We start from the raw sequence: 16,821 nt of genomic DNA on the forward strand, positions 1-16,821 counted from the left end.
TTGCAGTTGTTGCTGCAAGACGGCCCACTTTTTAACAAGGTGTAGTTGCGATGAAACGTGTAGGTCTGATCGGTTGGCGCGGTATGGTCGGTTCCGTGCTCATGCAGCGGATGCTGGAAGAGCAGGATTTCGATCTTATTGAGCCGGTGTTTTTCACCACCTCGAACGTGGGTGGCCAAGGGCCGTCCGTGGGCAAGGATATTGCCCCGCTCAAGGATGCCTACAGCATTGACGAGTTGAAGACGCTCGACGTGATCGTGACCTGCCAGGGTGGCGACTACACCAGCGAAGTCTTCCCGAAACTGCGCGAAGCGGGCTGGCAGGGTTACTGGATCGACGCCGCGTCGAGCCTGCGTATGCAGGACGATGCCGTGATCATCCTCGACCCGGTCAACCGCAAGGTCATCGACCAGCAACTGGATGCCGGCACCAAGAACTACGTCGGTGGCAACTGCACCGTCAGCCTGATGCTGATGGGCCTGGGTGGCCTGTTCGAAGCGGGTCTGGTCGAGTGGATGAGCGCCATGACCTATCAGGCGGCCTCCGGTGCCGGCGCGCAGAACATGCGTGAGCTGATCAAGCAGATGGGCGCCACCCACGCGGCCGTCGCCGATCAACTGGCCGACCCGGCCAGCGCAATCCTCGACATTGACCGTCGTGTGGCCGAAGCCATGCGCAGCGATGCTTACCCGACCGAGAACTTCGGCGTGCCATTGGCCGGTAGCTTGATCCCATGGATCGACAAAGAGCTGCCGAACGGCCAGAGCCGCGAAGAGTGGAAGGCCCAGGCCGAGACCAACAAGATTCTCGGCCGTTTCAAGAGCCCGATCCCGGTTGACGGTATCTGCGTGCGCATCGGCGCCATGCGCTGCCACAGCCAGGCGCTGACCATCAAGCTGAACAAAGACGTGCCAATCGCCGATATCGAAGGGCTGATCAGCCAGCACAACCCGTGGGTCAAGCTGGTGCCGAACAACCGCGACATCAGCATGCAGGAGCTGAGCCCGACCAAGGTCACTGGCACCCTGAATGTACCGGTGGGCCGTCTGCGCAAGCTAAACATGGGCAGTCAGTTCCTCGGCGCGTTTACCGTCGGCGACCAACTGCTGTGGGGCGCGGCTGAGCCGTTGCGTCGCATGCTGCGGATTTTGCTGGAGCGTTGATCGCTTGAAGCAATAACAGAAACCCGCGTTCTGGTGACAGGCGCGGGTTTTTTATTGTTCTTTTGGGGGCTGTCGGGGGCAAGCCGCCTCCCACATTCGACCGAATTCCAACGTTGAAATGCTGTTCATTGTGGGCCGGGGCTTGCCCCGATAGCGCCGTCAGCCATGGCCCCACCCCCAGGTTAATTGCCTCACCTCCAGCCACCCGGTAAAGTGCCGCTCCCCCCGCAATGCCCGAGGCAGCCCCCATGACCCAGACCTTTGAAATTGCCGTGATCGGCGCCACCGGCACTGTTGGCGAAGCCCTGGTGCAGATTCTCGAAGAGTTGGCATTCCCGGTCGGCACCCTGTACTTGTTGGCTGGCAATAATTCCGCCGGTGCGTCGGTACCGTTTCGCGGCAAGAACGTGCGGGTCAAGGAAGTTGATGAATTCGATTTCAGCAAGGTGCAACTGGCGTTCTTTGCCGCCGGTCCAGCCGTCACCCTGAGCTTCGCCCCACGTGCCACGGCGGCGGGTTGTTCGGTGATCGACCTGTCCGGTGCATTGCCCGCCGAACAGGCGCCACAGGTCGTGCCGGAGGCCAATGCCCACGTCCTGAAGGGCTTGAAAAAACCTTTCCAGCTCGGCAGCCCGAGCCCGTCCGCGACCAACCTGGCGGTATTGCTGGCGCCGTTGCGTGGGCTGCTGGATATCCAGCGCGTCAGCGTCACGGCTAACCTGGCGGTGTCTGCTCAAGGACGTGAAGCCGTCAGTGAACTGGCCCGTCAGACCGCCGAGCTGCTAAACGTACGCCCGCTGGAGCCGAAATTCTTCGACCGGCAAATGGCCTTCAACCTGTTGGCACAAGTCGGCACGCCAGATGCCCAAGGTCATACAGCCCTTGAGAAGCGTCTCGTACACGAACTGCGTGCTGTGCTTGAATTACCGTCACTAAAGATTTCTGCGACCTGCGTTCAAGCTCCGGTGTTTTTTGGCGATAGCCTGACGGTGTCGTTGCAATTGGCTGCGCCGGTCGACCTTGCTGCGGTCAACCGTGCGCTCGACGTTGCGCCGGGTATAGAACTCGTGGAGGAGGGGGATTACCCAACAGCCGTTGGTGATGCGGTAGGCCAGGACGTGGTCTATGTCGGTAGGGTTCGCGCCGGTGTGGATGACCCGGCGGAACTAAATCTGTGGCTGACGTCAGATAACGTACGCAAAGGCGCTGCACTTAACGCCGTGCAACTGGCGCAGTTGTTGATAAAAGGCCTTGCGTAAAAGATACTTGGCCGCAATTTGTAGATTGATTCTAGCCAGGCGCTATGCTTGGCCCGAAGTGCAACAGAAGCGTGTCGGTAACCTATCGGCTCGCCATGCCTTATGGCAAGCGGTTACCAACCTTCTCGCAGGCCGGGGAGTGTTCAAACAAAGGATGAGGCTATGGTTCAAGTTCGCAAACTGGTGTTAGCAATAGCGGCCGCCTCGGCGCTGTCCTCCGGTATGGCGCAGGCGCTGCAGCTGGGGGAAATGACCCTCAAGTCGAAGTTGAACCAGCCGCTGTCGGTGGAAATCGAATTGCTCGATGTCGGCGGCCTCACCGCGTCCGAGATCACTCCTAGCCTGGCGTCCTCGCAGGCGTTTGTGGATGCCGGCGTCGATCGCCAGGCATTCCTCAATGACCTGACATTTACCCCAGTGATCAACCCCAACGGTCGCAGCGTGGTGCGTGTCACCTCCAGCAAGCCGCTGCCTGACTCCTACGTTCGCTTTCTGCTGCAAGTGCAATGGCCCAATGGTCGTTTGATGCGCGACTACAGCGTATTGCTTGATCCGTCCAAGTTCGACCGGTCGACCCCGGCCGCTGTGGCGCCAGCCCCACGCTTGGGCGCACCTGCCAGCGCCGCGCCTGCCGCAAGCAAACCGGCCCAGCACACCACCACCTCCCGCGACACCCTATGGGAAATCGCCGAGAAACACCGCAATGGCGGTTCGGTGCAGCAGACCATGCTTGCGATTCAGGCGCTTAACCCTGGCGCCTTTATCGACGGCAATATCAACCGCTTGAAAACCGGCCAGGTGCTGCGCCTGCCGGACACTGTCCAAAGCACCGCACTTCCGCAACCCCAGGCGATTGCCGAAGTTCGCGCGCAGAATGATGCCTGGCGCCAGGGGCGTCGCACGGCAGCCAACCAGGCCGCCGGCAAGCAACAACTGGACGCCACCAAGCGTACCCAGGCGGGCAGTGCGCCGTCGACCACCAATGCCCAGGACAACTTGAGCCTGGTTTCGGCCGAGGCGGCCAAGAAGGGCGGCAAGGGCAAGGCGGGCGACAGCCAGGGTCTGAGCGACAAGCTGGCGATGACCCAGGAACAGCTGGATACCACTCGCCGCGATAACGACGAACTCAAGAGCCGTGCAGCTGACCTGCAAAGCCAGCTGGATAAACTGCAAAAACTGATTCAATTGAAGAATGATCAGTTGGCCCGTTTGCAGGCGGAAAAAGGCGACCCGGCGACGCAGGCAACTGCTGCAACGGCTGCAGCGGTGATGCCCGCGCAGTTGGCCAGCGAACCGGCAGCCACTCCGGCAACCCCCGCCGAACAGGCGGCAACACCAGCACCAACGCCGGCCGTTCCGGTAGCTGCTCCCGCACCGGAAGCGGCTACACCGGTTGCCGCAGCTGACGCTCCCGAAGGCAAGTTCAATGACCTGCTGACCAACCCGGTTGTCCTCTCTGTGATCGGTGGTGCGGCGGGCCTGGTGGTGTTGTTGCTCCTGCTGCTGTGGCTGCGCCATCGCAACGCCCGTCGCGAAGAGGAAAAACACCTGCGGATGGCGCGTGCATTGGCCGAAGAGCCGCAATTTACCTCTGATATCGAACACGACCTTCCTTCGGATAGTTTCGAGGGGCTTGAAGTCCCGCCGCCGAACGTCAAACTGTCCGCCGCTCCGGCGCCCGCTCCAGTGGTTGAGCCTGCAGTGGTAGTGCCGACGGTCGCCTCCGTGCTCGCGCCGCTGGCCGTTGCCGTTGCGCCGCAAAACGCCAACGACGCACTGGTGCAAGCCCAGTCCCATATCGATCGTGGTCATCTTAACCAAGCTGCTGATGTGCTCGAACAAGCCATCAAGCACGAGCCCAAGCGCAGTGACCTACGTTTGAAATTAATGGAGGTCTACGGCCTGCAAAGTGACAAAGACGGTTTCGTGACCCAGGAGCGTCAACTGGTGGCCAATGGTGAAAACCACGCCCAGGTCGAGCAACTGAAGTCGCGCTTTCCGGCGATGGCGGTGTTGGCGGCAGGCGTCAGTGCGGCGGTTGCTGCCGCTGCGCTGGATGCTCAGTACGTCAAGGACTTGCTCGAAGACAAACCGGCAGCCCCCAAGCCAGAGGCTTTTGACACCGATTTTGATTTGAGCCTGGATGATCTGGAGGCTGCTTCACCGGCCGAGATCAAGGACGATCAGCAGACATTCGAGTCGCTGCTGCGAGAGCAAACCGCCACTAAGCCGGCCTCGGACGACCTGTCTGACTTTGATTTGGACCTGCAGTTGGATGCGCCGACGTCAGCTCAGTCCGATGATGACTTCCTGTCCGGCCTTGAAGATCAGATGAACGACGTGCCTGCCGTTGAGCCGCCTACGCTGACGCCTGCGGCCGTGGATGACTTCGACCTGCCGGAAGATTTTGATCTGTCCCTTGCCGATGAGCCGGACGCAGTCGTCAAGCCTGACGCGTTTGCATCGGAGCTGGACGATGTCAACGCCGAGCTGGATCGCCTGTCCCAGAGCCTTGAGCATCCACCCATCGAGCCATCTTTCACTGCTGAAGACGCAGCCTTGGGTGGTGATGAGCCTGAGTTCGACTTCCTGTCCGGCACTGACGAGGTCGCTACCAAGCTCGACTTGGCCCAGGCCTATATCGACATGGGCGATGCGGACGGCGCTCGGGACATCCTGTCCGAAGTACTGACCGAGGGCGACGAGTCCCAGCGCGGCGAAGCCAAGGAAATGCTCGGCAAAATCTGAAGGTCGATACCGCTCTGATGTGGGAGGGGGCTTGCTCCCGATAGCAGTGGATCAGCCCAGCAGGTGCTGATTGACACGGCGCTATCGGGAGCAAGCCCCCTCTCGCATGTGGTCTGCGTCAATCTCCAACAAAAGCGCCCGTCACACGGCTGCCGCATTTATAATGGCCGCCTTTGCGCAACTCATCAGGCTCTCAGTTCTTGGCAAATATAGATAACGCGGCCGCCGAAATGGCGGCCGCAGGCTTTTACCGCATCGCCCTGGGCGTGGAATACAAAGGTTCGCGCTATCGCGGCTGGCAGCGCCAGGCCTCTGGCGTGCTGACGGTACAGGAAACCTTGGAAAAGGCCCTGTCCAAGGTCGCCGATTCGCCCGTTTCGCTGATGTGCGCCGGACGTACCGACGCCGGTGTGCACGCCTGTGGCCAAGTGGTCCACTTCGATACTCAGGCCGAGCGCACGATGAAGGCTTGGGTGATGGGCGCCAACATCAATTTGCCCCACGACGTCAGCGTCAGCTGGGCCAAGGTCATGCCAGCGCATTTTCATGCGCGCTTCAAGGCGATTGCGCGGCGTTACCGCTACGTGATCTACAACGACCAGATCCGCCCGGCGCACCTTAACGAAGAAATCACCTGGAACCACCGTCCGCTGGATGCCGAGCGCATGGCCGAGGCCGCGCAGCATCTGGTGGGTGTGCATGATTTCAGCGCCTTCCGTGCCGGCCAGTGCCAGGCCAAGTCGCCGATCAAGGAAGTCCACCACCTGCGTGTGACCCGCCACGGCAAGATGATCGTGCTGGATATACGCGCTGGCGCGTTTCTGCACCATATGGTGCGCAATATCGCCGGTGTGCTGATGACTATCGGTACCGGCGAACGCCCTGTCGAATGGGCCAGGGAAGTGCTGGAGAGCAGGGTTCGCCGTACCGGCGGAGTAACTGCGCATCCATTTGGCCTATATCTGGTGGATGTGGAGTACCGCGACGAGTTCGAACTGCCCCAGCGATTTATCGGGCCGCACTTCCTTACCGGATTCAGCGAACTTGGCGGCTGACGCCCGGGAAAGCTTTTGTTACCATCCGGGACTTTCTCGGTCCAACCCTGAGGTTTCTACGATATGCCCGTCGTTCGCAGCAAGATTTGCGGGATTACCCGCATAGAAGATGCGCTGGCGGCAGTCGAGGCGGGGGCAGACGCCATTGGTTTCGTGTTTTATGCCAGGAGCCCGCGGGCGGTGAATGTGTTGCAGGCGCGGGCGATTATTGCCGCATTGCCACCGTTCGTGACTACCGTGGGTTTGTTCGTCAATGCCAGTCGTTGTGAACTCAATGAAACCCTGGATGCCGTGCAACTGGACATGTTGCAGTTTCATGGCGACGAAACCCCGGACGAATGTGAAAGCTATCAGCGTCCGTATATCAAGGCGCTGCGCGTGAAGTCTGGGGACGATATCGCCAGCGCGTGTGCCGCCTACGGTGGCGCCCGCGGGATTTTGCTGGATACGTATGTCGAAGGCGTTCCCGGTGGCACCGGCGAAGCGTTCGATTGGTCGCTGATTCCTGAGGGATTAAGCAAGCCCATCATCCTGGCAGGTGGGCTCAATCCCGCGAACGTTGCGGCAGCCATTGAGCAAGTTCGCCCTTACGCCGTGGATGTCAGCGGTGGCGTGGAGCAGGGCAAGGGTCTCAAGGATCACGACAAGATTCGCGCATTTATGCAGGCTGTGCGCGGGATGTGACGGCTGGCAGTCTGCCGCCGTCCATAACTACCACTGTGTAAAACAGCCCGGTGCCGTCTGAGGATGGCCCGGAAATGAAGTGGCAACCCTGCGCTGGCAGGTTGTCTGGAAGGCTGAGGATGCAGGCTGGAAATGGCAGGTCGAACGTCTGACCCCGTCCAGCCGGGCGTCATCGCCACATATGAATTTAGCTCAAGGGCATACGCGGGGCTGTGTTCAAGCCACCGGTACTGGAGAAAGAAAGCATGAGCAACTGGTTAGTAGACAAACTGATCCCTTCGATCATGCGTTCCGAGGTGAAAAAAAGCTCGGTTCCTGAAGGTCTGTGGCACAAGTGCCCTTCCTGCGACGCGGTGCTGTACCGTCCGGAGCTGGAAAAGACCCTGGACGTTTGCCCAAAGTGCAACCACCACATGCGTATCGGCGCCCGCGCCCGCATCGACATCTTCCTGGACGCTGACGGCCGTAACGAGCTGGGTGCTGACCTGGAGCCAGTGGATCGTCTCAAGTTTCGCGACGGCAAGAAGTACAAGGACCGCCTGACCGCTGCACAAAAGCAGACCGGTGAGAAGGACGCGCTGATTTCGGTCAGCGGCAAGCTGCTGGGTATGCCGGTGGTGGTCTCGGCGTTCGAGTTCTCCTTCATGGGCGGCTCCATGGGTGCCATCGTCGGCGAGCGCTTCGTGCGCGCCGCCAACTACGCCCTGGAAAACCGTTGCCCGATGATCTGCTTCGCCGCCTCCGGTGGTGCGCGTATGCAGGAAGCCCTGATCTCCCTGATGCAAATGGCCAAGACCTCAGCGGTGCTGGCGCGTCTGCGCGAAGAAGGTATTCCGTTCATCTCCGTGCTGACCGACCCGGTCTACGGTGGTGTTTCTGCCAGCCTGGCGATGCTGGGCGATGTGATCGTCGGCGAGCCAAAAGCCCTGATCGGCTTTGCCGGCCCGCGCGTGATCGAGCAGACCGTTCGCGAGAAATTGCCGGAAGGTTTCCAGCGCAGCGAGTTTTTGCTGGAGCACGGCGCAATCGACTTGATCATCCCGCGTGGTGAACTGCGTCCACGTCTGGGTAACCTGTTGGCGCAAATGATGGGCCTGCCGACACCTGTGTACGTCGCGCCTAAAGTCGAGCCTATCGTCGTACCGCCAGTGCCTGCGAACCTATGACCCAACGTACCCTGGGCGAGTGGCTCGCCTACCTTGAGCAGTTGCATCCGTCCGCCATCGACATGGGCCTGGAGCGCTCGCAACAGGTAGCGGCCCGCCTCGGGTTGGGCCGTCCGGCACCGCGTGTGATCACGGTGACCGGCACCAACGGCAAAGGCTCTACCTGCGCCTTCGTCGCCGCGCTGCTGCAAGCCCAAGGGCTGAAGGTAGGCGTGTACAGCTCACCGCACCTGCTGCGCTACAACGAGCGGGTGCAACTCAATGGCCTTGAGGCCACTGACGAGCAACTCTGCGAAGCCTTCGCCGCACTGGATGCCGGCCGGGGCGAGACTTCCCTGACTTACTTCGAGATGGGCACCCTGGCTGCGTTCTGGTTGTTCGAGCGTGCGCAGTTGGATGTGGTGGTTCTGGAGGTCGGTCTGGGTGGGCGTCTGGACACAGTCAACGTGGTAGATGCCGACCTGGCGCTGGTGACCAGTATTGGTGTTGACCATGCTGACTACCTAGGGGATACCCGCGAGTCGGTGTCTTACGAAAAGGCCGGAATTTTCCGCCAAGGCAAGCCCGCGCTGTGTGGTGATCTGGATCCGCCGCAGCCCTTGCTGGACAAGGTGCGCGAGCTGGATTGCCCGTTCTACCTGCGTGGTCGCGAATTTAATCTTGAAATCGGCGCGCAGCACTGGCAGTGGCAAGGGCGGGATGCCCGTGGCCAAGTTGTAGAGCTGCGCGATCTGCCGCTGCTGAACCTGCCGATGGAAAACGCCGCGCTCGCCTTGCAAGCCTATCTGCTGCTGGATCTGCCTTGGCATGCCGAGCAGATTGCTGCGACTTTGCTGGCAGCCCGGATGGTGGGCCGCTTGGATCGTCGCGCATTCGAGTGGCAGGGCAAACGCCTCAACTTGTTGCTGGATGTAGGTCATAACCCTCATGCGGCCGAGTACCTGGCGCAGCGCCTGGCGCTTACGCCGCCGGTGGGGCGTCGTCTGGCCGTCTTTGGGTTGCTTGCCGATAAGGATCTGGACGGCGTGATTGCACCGTTGCAGGGCAGTGTTCAGGCGTGGGCGGTGGCGCCGCTGGATACCCCGCGCAGCCGTCCGGCCGCAGAGCTTAAAGTTGCGTTGCAGAACCTTGGTGCGCCCGTGACGTCGTATGCAAGCGTGACCGCTGCCCTTGAGGCGCAGTGCGCGTTAGCGACGGCCGAGGACGAGATTCTGTTGTTCGGATCATTTTATTGTGTTGCCGAGGCGCTTGAGTGGTTGGCCCGGCGCTCCACGGAGGAAGCTGCACATGGCATTACTGGATAGCGCATACAAGCAGCGAATGGTCGGCGCCCTGGTATTGGTGGCATTGGCGGTGATTTTCCTGCCGATGCTGTTTTCCCGTCAGGACGAACAGCGCCAAGTGGTCGTCGAGGCCCCGGCTGCGCCCGAGGCACCGTCATTGCCGCAGGTGCAGGTTGAGCCGGTTGTGGTCCCTGAGCCCCAGGCCTTGCCTGAGGAAGAGCCTGTGCCGACCGATGAGGAAATGGCGGCGCCCTCTACGCCGGTGCAGCCGAGCGTGCCGGTGGTCAAGCCCGCTCCGGCTCCAGTCGTAGCCGCCAAGCCTGCCGCACCGGTGCCTGCGCCCAAGCCGGTAGCGCCGCAACCTGCCGCGCCGGGCAAGCCGGACGTGGGTCAGAGCCGTATCGATCCTAACGGTTTGCCGATCAGTTGGTCGATCCAGGTGGCTAGCCTGGGCAATCGCGAAGGTGCCGATGCCTTGCAGAAGAAGCTGCGCAGCCAGGGTTACAACGCCTATATCCGCAGTGCCGATGGCAAGAATCGCGTGTTTATCGGGCCGCTGATCGAGCGTGCCGAGGCCGACCGCCTGCGTGACTTGCTGGATCGCCAGCAAAACCTGAAGGGGTTCGTTACGCGTTTCCAACCTGAGCGCGGCTGAGTTCGTATCGATTTTGGCTTGGAATGCGATCAAATGTGGGAGGGGGCTTGCTCTCGATGGCGGTGTGACAGTCAACGGATGAATTGACTGATCCACCGCCATCGGGAGCAAGCCCTCTCCCACATTGGTTTTTCAATGGGTTGAAATGGTGCTGGCTCGCCACAAACTATTGATTTGCAAAGCAGCTGCAATCACAGCTTACCGATAGCCCGGCGCTCTGCTAAAATGCGCCGCCTTATCTGTCCGTAGGCTCAAACGTGCCATTTACCTGGGTTGATTGGGCGATTGTTGCAATCGTCGCCATCTCCGCTTTGATCAGTCTAAGCCGCGGCTTCGTAAAAGAAGCACTGTCGTTGCTGACCTGGATCATCGCAGGAGTCGTAGCCTGGATGTTCGGTGGTTCACTGTCGGTCTACCTGGCCGGATACATAGAGACACCCTCGGCTCGCGTCATCGCGGGCTGCGCCATCATGTTCATCGCCACGCTGCTGGTGGGAGCAATGGTCAACTATCTTATTGGCGAATTGATACGTGTCACCGGCCTCTCCGGGACCGATCGATTTCTCGGCATGGCCTTTGGCGCCGCGCGTGGCGCGTTGCTGGTGGTCGTGGCGGTCGGGCTGTTGAGCCTGGGGCCGGTACAGCAGGATTCGTGGTGGCAGGAGTCGGTACTCGTGCCAAAATTTCTATTAGTTGCAGATTGGTCCAAGAACCTCATCTTGGGGTGGAGCAGTCAGTGGCTGGCCAGCGGGATCAGCGTACCCGCTGATCTTCCGTTCAAGGAACACCTCTTACCGGCCAAAACGCCTCAGTAAGCTGTGTTCAGTCAAGATTCATTAAGTAGGGGTTGCGTCGCATGTGTGGCATCGTCGGTATCGTCGGTAAGTCGAACGTCAATCAGGCGCTGTATGACGCGCTAACCGTCCTCCAGCACCGCGGCCAGGATGCTGCCGGTATTGTGACCAGCCACGACGGCCGGTTATTCCTGCGCAAGGATAATGGGCTGGTACGTGACGTGTTTCATCAGCGTCACATGCAGCGCCTGGTCGGACACATGGGCATTGGCCATGTGCGTTACCCGACTGCTGGTAGCTCGACCTCGGCTGAGGCTCAACCGTTTTACGTCAACTCGCCTTATGGCATCACCCTGGCGCACAACGGTAACCTGACCAACGTTGAGCAACTGGCCAAAGAGATTTACGAGTCTGACCTGCGCCACGTCAACACCAGTTCCGATTCGGAAGTGCTGCTCAACGTGTTTGCCCACGAGTTGGCCCAGCGCGGCAAGCTGCAGCCCACTGAAGAAGACGTGTTCGCCGCCGTGATCGACGTGCATAACCGCTGCGTCGGCGGTTATGCCGTCGTGGCGATGATTACCGGCTACGGCATCGTTGGTTTCCGTGACCCGCACGGTATTCGCCCAATCGTGTTCGGCCAGCGTCACACCGACGAAGGCGTCGAGTACATGATCGCTTCCGAAAGCGTGTCCCTGGACGTGCTGGGCTTCACCCTGATCCGCGACCTCGCGCCGGGCGAAGCGGTGTACATCACCGAAGACGGCAAGTTGCACACCCGTCAGTGCGCCGTAGCTCCGAAACTCACCCCGTGCATCTTCGAGCACGTCTACCTGGCGCGTCCGGATTCGATCATCGACGGCGTTTCGGTATACAAGGCACGCCTGCGCATGGGTGAGAAACTGGCCGACAAGATCCTGCGTGAGCGTCCTGAGCACGACATCGACGTTGTGATCCCGATCCCGGATACCAGTCGTACTGCGGCGCTGGAGTTGGCGAACCATTTGGGCGTCAAGTTCCGCGAAGGCTTCGTGAAGAACCGCTACATCGGCCGTACCTTCATCATGCCGGGCCAGGCAGCGCGCAAGAAGTCGGTACGCCAGAAGCTCAACGCCATCGAGCTGGAATTTCGCGGCAAGAACGTGATGTTGGTGGATGACTCCATCGTGCGCGGCACCACCTGCAAGCAGATCATCCAGATGGCCCGCGAAGCCGGTGCTAAGAACGTGTATTTCTGTTCCGCAGCGCCTGCCGTACGTTATCCGAACGTGTACGGTATCGACATGCCGAGCGCTCACGAATTGATCGCACACAACCGCACGACCCAGGACGTGGCCGACCTGATCGGCGCCGATTGGCTGATCTACCAGGATCTGCCGGACCTGATCGAGGCTGTCGGCGGTGGCAAGATCAAGATCGACCAGTTCGATTGCGCTGTGTTCGACGGCAAGTACGTGACCGGTGACGTCGACGAGGCTTATCTGAACAAGATCGAACAGGCGCGTAACGACTCGTCGAAGATCAAGACCCAGGCGGTGAGCGCGATCATCGATCTGTACAACAACTGAGTAAACACCGGCCCTGAGGGGCCGGTTTTGTATCTTAAATAAAGAATTGAGTAAGGAGTCGCAGCATGAGTCAGGAATGGGATGCCGGTCGCTTGGACAGCGACCTCGATGGCGTAGCTTTCGATACCCTGGCTGTGCGCGCTGGCCAGCACCGTACGCCAGAGGGCGAACACGGTGATCCGATGTTCTTCACCTCCAGCTACGTGTTCCGCACTGCCGCCGATGCGGCTGCGCGGTTTGCGGGCGAAGTGCCAGGCAATGTGTATTCGCGCTACACCAATCCGACCGTGCGCGCGTTCGAAGAGCGCATTGCGGCCCTGGAAGGCGCTGAGCAAGCGGTGGCCACGGCCACCGGCATGGCGGCCATCCTGTCGGTGGTGATGAGTCTGTGCAGCGCTGGTGACCACGTGTTGGTGTCGCGCAGTGTGTTTGGTTCGACCATCAGCCTGTTCGAGAAGTACTTCAAGCGCTTCGGTATCGAAGTGGACTATGTGCCCCTGGCAGATTTGTCCGGCTGGGACGCTGCAATCAAGGCCAACACCAAGTTGCTGTTCGTCGAGTCCCCGTCCAATCCGCTGGCCGAGCTGGTGGATATCGCCGCGCTGTCCGAAGTGGCTCACGCCAAGGGCGCGATGCTGATAGTCGACAACTGCTTCTGCACGCCGGCCTTGCAGCAGCCGCTCAAGCTGGGCGCGGACATCGTCGTGCACTCGGCTACCAAGTTCATCGACGGCCAGGGTCGTTGCATGGGTGGCGTGGTCGCCGGTCGCGGCGAGCAGATGAAGGAAGTGGTGGGTTTCTTGCGCACTGCCGGCCCAACCCTGAGCCCGTTCAACGCATGGATCTTCCTCAAAGGCCTGGAAACCCTCAGCCTGCGCATGAAAGCTCATTGCGCCAACGCTCAGGCTCTGGCCGAGTGGCTGGAGCAGCAGGACGGTATCGAGAAAGTGCACTACGCCGGCCTCAAGAGCCATCCGCAACACGAGTTGGCCCAGCGCCAGCAGCGTGGTTTCGGTGCCGTGGTGAGCTTTGAGGTGAAGGGTGGCAAAGAGGGCGCCTGGCGCTTTATCGACGCGACGCGTCTGATCTCCATCACGGCCAACCTGGGTGATAGCAAAACCACCATTACCCATCCGAGCACCACCTCCCACGGGCGCCTGGCGCCGCAGGAGCGTGAAGCGGCCGGCATTCGGGACAGCCTGATCCGCATCGCGGTAGGCCTGGAAGACGTGGCCGACTTGCAGGCAGACCTGGCCCGCGGGCTGGCTGCCTTGTGATCGAATGGTCCATGGAGGCTGCAACGGCCAGTAATGGGCGCGTCGCACTGGTGACTGGCGCGGCACGAGGTATTGGCCTCGGGATTGCCGCGTGGCTGATCAGCGAAGGCTGGCAAGTGGTATTGACCGACCTGGATCGCGAGCGCGGCTCCAAGGTGTCTAAGGTGCTGGGCGAGAACGCTTGGTTTATCACCATGGACGTGGCCGACGAGAAGCAGGTTGCCCAAGGGGTTGCTGAAGTGCTCGGGCAATTCGGCCGCCTGGACGCGTTGGTGTGTAACGCGGCGGTGGCCGACCCGCGCAATATCACCCTGGAAAGCCTGGACCTGGCTTACTGGAACCGCGTGCTGGCGGTGAACCTGAGCGGGCCGATGTTGCTGGCCAAGCACTGTGCGCCTTACCTGCGTGCTCACGGCGGGTCCATCGTCAACCTGGCGTCGACTCGGGCCCGTCAATCGGAACCCGATACCGAGGCTTACGCGGCGAGCAAGGGCGGCCTGCTGGCCCTGACTCATGCCTTGGCGATGAGTCTTGGGCCGGAAGTGCGGGTGAATGCGGTCAGCCCTGGCTGGATCGATGCCCGTGACCCCGCTGCGCGGCGTGCCGAGCCGTTGACTGACGCCGATCATGCCCAGCATCCGGCGGGCAGGGTGGGGGTAGTGGAGGATGTGGCGGCAATGGTGGCGTGGCTGCTGTCGCGCCAGGCCGGGTTTGTCACTGGCCAGGAGTTCGTGGTGGACGGTGGTATGAGCAAGAAGATGATCTACAGCGAGTAGTGGGGTCTTGAAGCAATTTTGTCTTTTTCAGAAAAACTTCAAGCAGGCTATTGACTTAGGTCCGCTACCTGCGTAAATTTCGCGGCCTCAACGAAGCAAAGGGTGATTAGCTCAGCTGGGAGAGCATCTGCCTTACAAGCAGAGGGTCGGCGGTTCGATCCCGTCATCACCCACCACTTCTTGAGAGTTTTACCTTCGGGTAAAACGCAACGTTAAAAGTTGCACCGACGCGCAGCGGTAGTTCAGTCGGTTAGAATACCGGCCTGTCACGCCGGGGGTCGCGGGTTCGAGTCCCGTCCGCTGCGCCATATTTTACAGGTCTGACTTGTCAGGCTTGAGATTGAACAGCCAAGGCTGATTGATAAGATGTTTAAAGACGGTTGAGGTGTTTTGCTCAACTGATCAAGCGATACGCAGCGGTAGTTCAGTCGGTTAGAATACCGGCCTGTCACGCCGGGGGTCGCGGGTTCGAGTCCCGTCCGCTGCGCCATATCTGCCTCAAGGCCCACTGAACGCCTTGAAGCACAAAGTAAGCCTTTGGCTACTTTGACCCGATAGCAAAGACCCTGGTCGAAAGACCGGGGTTTTTTGTGTCTGCGATTTGGTGGTGTGTTGCTAGAGCCGGCGAGCCGGCTCCTGAGGCATTGTTAGAATCCCAGCTTGTCGCGCAAGCCGTAGTACCAAGCTCCCAGCGCCGCAAACGGCGTGCGCAACAGTTGCCCGCCCGGAAACGGGTAATGCGGCAGGTCGGCAAACGCATCAAAACGCTCTGCCTGACCTCTCAATGCCTCCGCCAGTACCTTGCCCGCCAAGTGGGTGTACGTCACGCCATGGCCGCTGCAGCCCTGTGAGTAGTAGATGTTGTCGCCAAGGCGCCCCACCTGCGGCAAGCGCGACAGGGTCAGCAGGAAGTTGCCGGTCCAGGCGTAGTCGATCTTCACATCCTTGAGTTGCGGGAAGGCCTTAAGCATCTTCGGGCGGATGATCGCTTCGATATTCGCCGGGTCGCGCGCGCCATATACCACGCCGCCGCCGAAGATCAGGCGTTTGTCACTGGTGAGGCGGTAGTAGTCGAGTAGGTAATTGCAGTCCTCTACGCAGTAATCCTGCGGCAGAAGGGTCTTGGCCAATTCATCCCCCAGCGGTGCAGTGGTGATCACTTGCGTACCGCAGGGCATCGACTTGGCTGCAAGCTCCGGTACCAGGTTGCCCAGATAGGCATTACCCGCGACGATGATGAACTTGGCCCTGACCTTGCCCTGGGCTGTATGCACGACCGGATTGGCGCCACGCTCGATACGCACTGCCGCCGATTGCTCGTAGATCGTGCCGCCCAGGGATTCTACGGCCGCGGCTTCGCCGAGTGCCAGGTTGAGCGGATGGATGTGGCCCCCGCTCATGTCCAACAGGCCGCCTACGTAGTTGTCACAGGCCACCACCTCACGGATGCGACGCTCGTCCAGCAACTCCAGCTGAGTATGGCCGTAGCGCTCCCACAGGCGCTTCTGCGATTCCAAGTGGCCCATGTGCTTGCTGTTGAGTGCGGCGAACACGCCGCCGTCCTTCAAGTCGCACTGGATCTGGTACTTGGCTACCCGCTCGCGAATGATCCTGCCGCCCTCGAACGCCATCTGCCCCAGCAACTGAGCTTGCTGAGGACCTACGCTGCGCTCGATCACATCGATGTCGCGGCTGTAGCTGTTGACGATCTGCCCGCCATTGCGGCCCGACGCGCCAAAGCCCACCTTGGCAGCTTCCAGCACGGTAACGCGAAAGCCGTTCTCTAGGAGAAACAGCGCACTTGAGAGGCCGGTATAGCCGGCACCAACCACGCACACATCGGTTTCGACTTCACCCTGCAGCATCGGGCGCGGCGGAACGGCATTCGCGGAAGCGGCGTAATACGACTGTGGGTAGGGGGTGTTCGCCATCCTGGAACCTCTGTTTTATATTTTTTACGAGTGCGCCGATCCTACCTGAGTTGAAAATTGCCTGCCAGCCACCCAAAAAATGCAGGTAGGTTGGTCGCAAATAAAAAATTCGCATATTCATAGGCTTAGCTGCAAAAAAGATGTTGACACCCCTCCGGAATTCCGTAGAATGCCGCCTCACAGCAGGCACGTAGCTCAGTTGGTTAGAGCACCACCTTGACATGGTGGGGGTCGTTGGTTCGAGTCCAATCGCGCCTACCAAACAAAATCCGCTCTGCTGGGCGGTCTAGAAGGGCTCACCGAAAGGTGGGCCCTTTTTTGTTGTCTGCGATTTGAAAAGTATCATTTCGTTGCCTGCCTCTCACTAGATAGTCTTCTTCATTCCCTCATCCGTGCCAATCCAGCCAGTTCGGGCTTGGATTCCTTTTTTGCAATGCCAGCCCTTGCGCGTTCACTTTCTAC

13 protein-coding genes and 4 tRNA genes are annotated in these 16,821 nt (G+C 60.3%); 16 read left to right on the forward strand and 1 reads right to left on the reverse strand.

The genetic code is table 11. The features are described 5' to 3' along the window. Positions 1-50: 50 nt before the first annotated feature. The 15 genes from asd to ACKZ62_RS09360 all read left to right on the forward strand — a co-directional run bounded on the left by asd (position 51) and on the right by ACKZ62_RS09360 (position 14,918). Positions 51-1,163 carry an aspartate-semialdehyde dehydrogenase gene (asd, locus tag ACKZ62_RS09290; RefSeq protein ID WP_032888280.1) on the forward strand — a complete coding sequence of 371 codons (1,113 nt, stop codon included), beginning with the start codon at positions 51-53 and terminating at the stop codon, positions 1,161-1,163. Positions 1,164-1,411: 248 nt separating this feature from the next. Next, the gene (locus tag ACKZ62_RS09295; RefSeq protein ID WP_181640365.1) at positions 1,412-2,422 is read left to right on the forward strand and encodes an aspartate-semialdehyde dehydrogenase; all 1,011 of its coding nucleotides are present in this window, start codon (positions 1,412-1,414) and stop codon (positions 2,420-2,422) included. Between the two features lie 162 nt (positions 2,423-2,584). Further along, positions 2,585-5,170: a FimV/HubP family polar landmark protein gene (locus ACKZ62_RS09300; protein ID WP_447096571.1), complete on the forward strand. Its 2,586-nt coding sequence runs from the start codon at positions 2,585-2,587 to the stop codon at positions 5,168-5,170. Between the two features lie 230 nt (positions 5,171-5,400). After that, positions 5,401-6,225 carry a tRNA pseudouridine(38-40) synthase TruA gene (gene truA, locus ACKZ62_RS09305; protein ID WP_053128844.1) on the forward strand — a complete coding sequence of 275 codons (825 nt, stop codon included), beginning with the start codon at positions 5,401-5,403 and terminating at the stop codon, positions 6,223-6,225. A gap of 63 nt (positions 6,226-6,288) precedes the next feature. Continuing rightward, positions 6,289-6,909 carry a phosphoribosylanthranilate isomerase gene (locus ACKZ62_RS09310; RefSeq protein WP_099603136.1) on the forward strand — a complete coding sequence of 207 codons (621 nt, stop codon included), beginning with the start codon at positions 6,289-6,291 and terminating at the stop codon, positions 6,907-6,909. A gap of 245 nt (positions 6,910-7,154) precedes the next feature. After that, positions 7,155-8,075: an acetyl-CoA carboxylase, carboxyltransferase subunit beta gene (gene accD / locus ACKZ62_RS09315; protein ID WP_032888267.1), complete on the forward strand. Its 921-nt coding sequence runs from the start codon at positions 7,155-7,157 to the stop codon at positions 8,073-8,075. After that, entirely contained in the window at positions 8,072-9,379 is a 1,308-nt protein-coding gene (gene folC, locus ACKZ62_RS09320) for a bifunctional tetrahydrofolate synthase/dihydrofolate synthase (protein WP_447096572.1), read from the forward strand. The genes accD and folC overlap by 4 nt, the downstream gene beginning before the upstream one ends. Then, positions 9,363-10,013 (forward strand): SPOR domain-containing protein, encoded by a 651-nt coding sequence (locus ACKZ62_RS09325; RefSeq protein ID WP_122752901.1) that lies wholly within the window; start codon positions 9,363-9,365, stop codon positions 10,011-10,013. Before folC ends, ACKZ62_RS09325 begins: the two co-directional genes overlap by 17 nt. A 257-nt stretch (positions 10,014-10,270) precedes the next feature. Next, positions 10,271-10,828, forward strand: a complete 558-nt coding sequence (locus ACKZ62_RS09330; protein ID WP_003192538.1) for a CvpA family protein — start codon at positions 10,271-10,273, stop codon at positions 10,826-10,828. Positions 10,829-10,869: 41 nt separating this feature from the next. Further along, positions 10,870-12,375, forward strand: a complete 1,506-nt coding sequence (gene purF / locus ACKZ62_RS09335; RefSeq protein ID WP_032888260.1) for an amidophosphoribosyltransferase — start codon at positions 10,870-10,872, stop codon at positions 12,373-12,375. 65 nt (positions 12,376-12,440) lie between these two features. Continuing rightward, positions 12,441-13,652 carry an O-succinylhomoserine sulfhydrylase gene (locus tag ACKZ62_RS09340; protein WP_032888258.1) on the forward strand — a complete coding sequence of 404 codons (1,212 nt, stop codon included), beginning with the start codon at positions 12,441-12,443 and terminating at the stop codon, positions 13,650-13,652. Positions 13,653-13,663: 11 nt separating this feature from the next. Then, a complete protein-coding gene (locus tag ACKZ62_RS09345; protein WP_099603132.1) occupies positions 13,664-14,428 on the forward strand; it encodes an SDR family oxidoreductase in 765 nt (254 codons plus the stop codon). A 100-nt stretch (positions 14,429-14,528) separates the two neighbouring features. Then, a tRNA-Val gene (locus ACKZ62_RS09350) sits at positions 14,529-14,604 on the forward strand. Positions 14,605-14,659: 55 nt separating this feature from the next. Then, a tRNA-Asp gene (locus ACKZ62_RS09355) sits at positions 14,660-14,736 on the forward strand. 105 nt (positions 14,737-14,841) lie between these two features. After that, positions 14,842-14,918, forward strand: a tRNA-Asp gene (locus ACKZ62_RS09360). A gap of 157 nt (positions 14,919-15,075) precedes the next feature. Here the strand turns inward: ACKZ62_RS09360 and ACKZ62_RS09365 are convergent. Next, entirely contained in the window at positions 15,076-16,359 is a 1,284-nt protein-coding gene (locus ACKZ62_RS09365) for an NAD(P)/FAD-dependent oxidoreductase (RefSeq protein WP_447096573.1), read from the reverse strand. Positions 16,360-16,543: 184 nt separating this feature from the next. On the opposite strand from ACKZ62_RS09365, the gene ACKZ62_RS09370 reads away from it, so the two are divergent. After that, a tRNA-Val gene (locus ACKZ62_RS09370) sits at positions 16,544-16,620 on the forward strand. Positions 16,621-16,821: the final 201 nt, after the last annotated feature.

This window comes from Pseudomonas sivasensis, from assembly GCF_052938085.1.

Bases quoted from the DNA above. Each gene is read 5' to 3' on its own strand.
- truA (WP_053128844.1), top strand. From the start codon at position 5,401: ATGGCGGCCGCAGGCTTTTACCGCATCGCCCTGGGCGTGGAATACAAA.
- ACKZ62_RS09300 (WP_447096571.1), top strand. From the start codon at position 2,585: ATGGTTCAAGTTCGCAAACTGGTGTTAGCAATAGCGGCCGCCTCGGCG.
- ACKZ62_RS09295 (WP_181640365.1), top strand. From the start codon at position 1,412: ATGACCCAGACCTTTGAAATTGCCGTGATCGGCGCCACCGGCACTGTT.
- ACKZ62_RS09325 (WP_122752901.1), top strand. From the start codon at position 9,363: ATGGCATTACTGGATAGCGCATACAAGCAGCGAATGGTCGGCGCCCTG.
- purF (WP_032888260.1), top strand. From the start codon at position 10,870: ATGTGTGGCATCGTCGGTATCGTCGGTAAGTCGAACGTCAATCAGGCG.
- accD (WP_032888267.1), top strand. From the start codon at position 7,155: ATGAGCAACTGGTTAGTAGACAAACTGATCCCTTCGATCATGCGTTCC.
- ACKZ62_RS09310 (WP_099603136.1), top strand. From the start codon at position 6,289: ATGCCCGTCGTTCGCAGCAAGATTTGCGGGATTACCCGCATAGAAGAT.
- ACKZ62_RS09345 (WP_099603132.1), top strand. From the start codon at position 13,664: ATGGAGGCTGCAACGGCCAGTAATGGGCGCGTCGCACTGGTGACTGGC.
- ACKZ62_RS09365 (WP_447096573.1), bottom strand. From the start codon at position 16,359: ATGGCGAACACCCCCTACCCACAGTCGTATTACGCCGCTTCCGCGAAT.
- asd (WP_032888280.1), top strand. From the start codon at position 51: ATGAAACGTGTAGGTCTGATCGGTTGGCGCGGTATGGTCGGTTCCGTG.
- folC (WP_447096572.1), top strand. From the start codon at position 8,072: ATGACCCAACGTACCCTGGGCGAGTGGCTCGCCTACCTTGAGCAGTTG.
- ACKZ62_RS09340 (WP_032888258.1), top strand. From the start codon at position 12,441: ATGAGTCAGGAATGGGATGCCGGTCGCTTGGACAGCGACCTCGATGGC.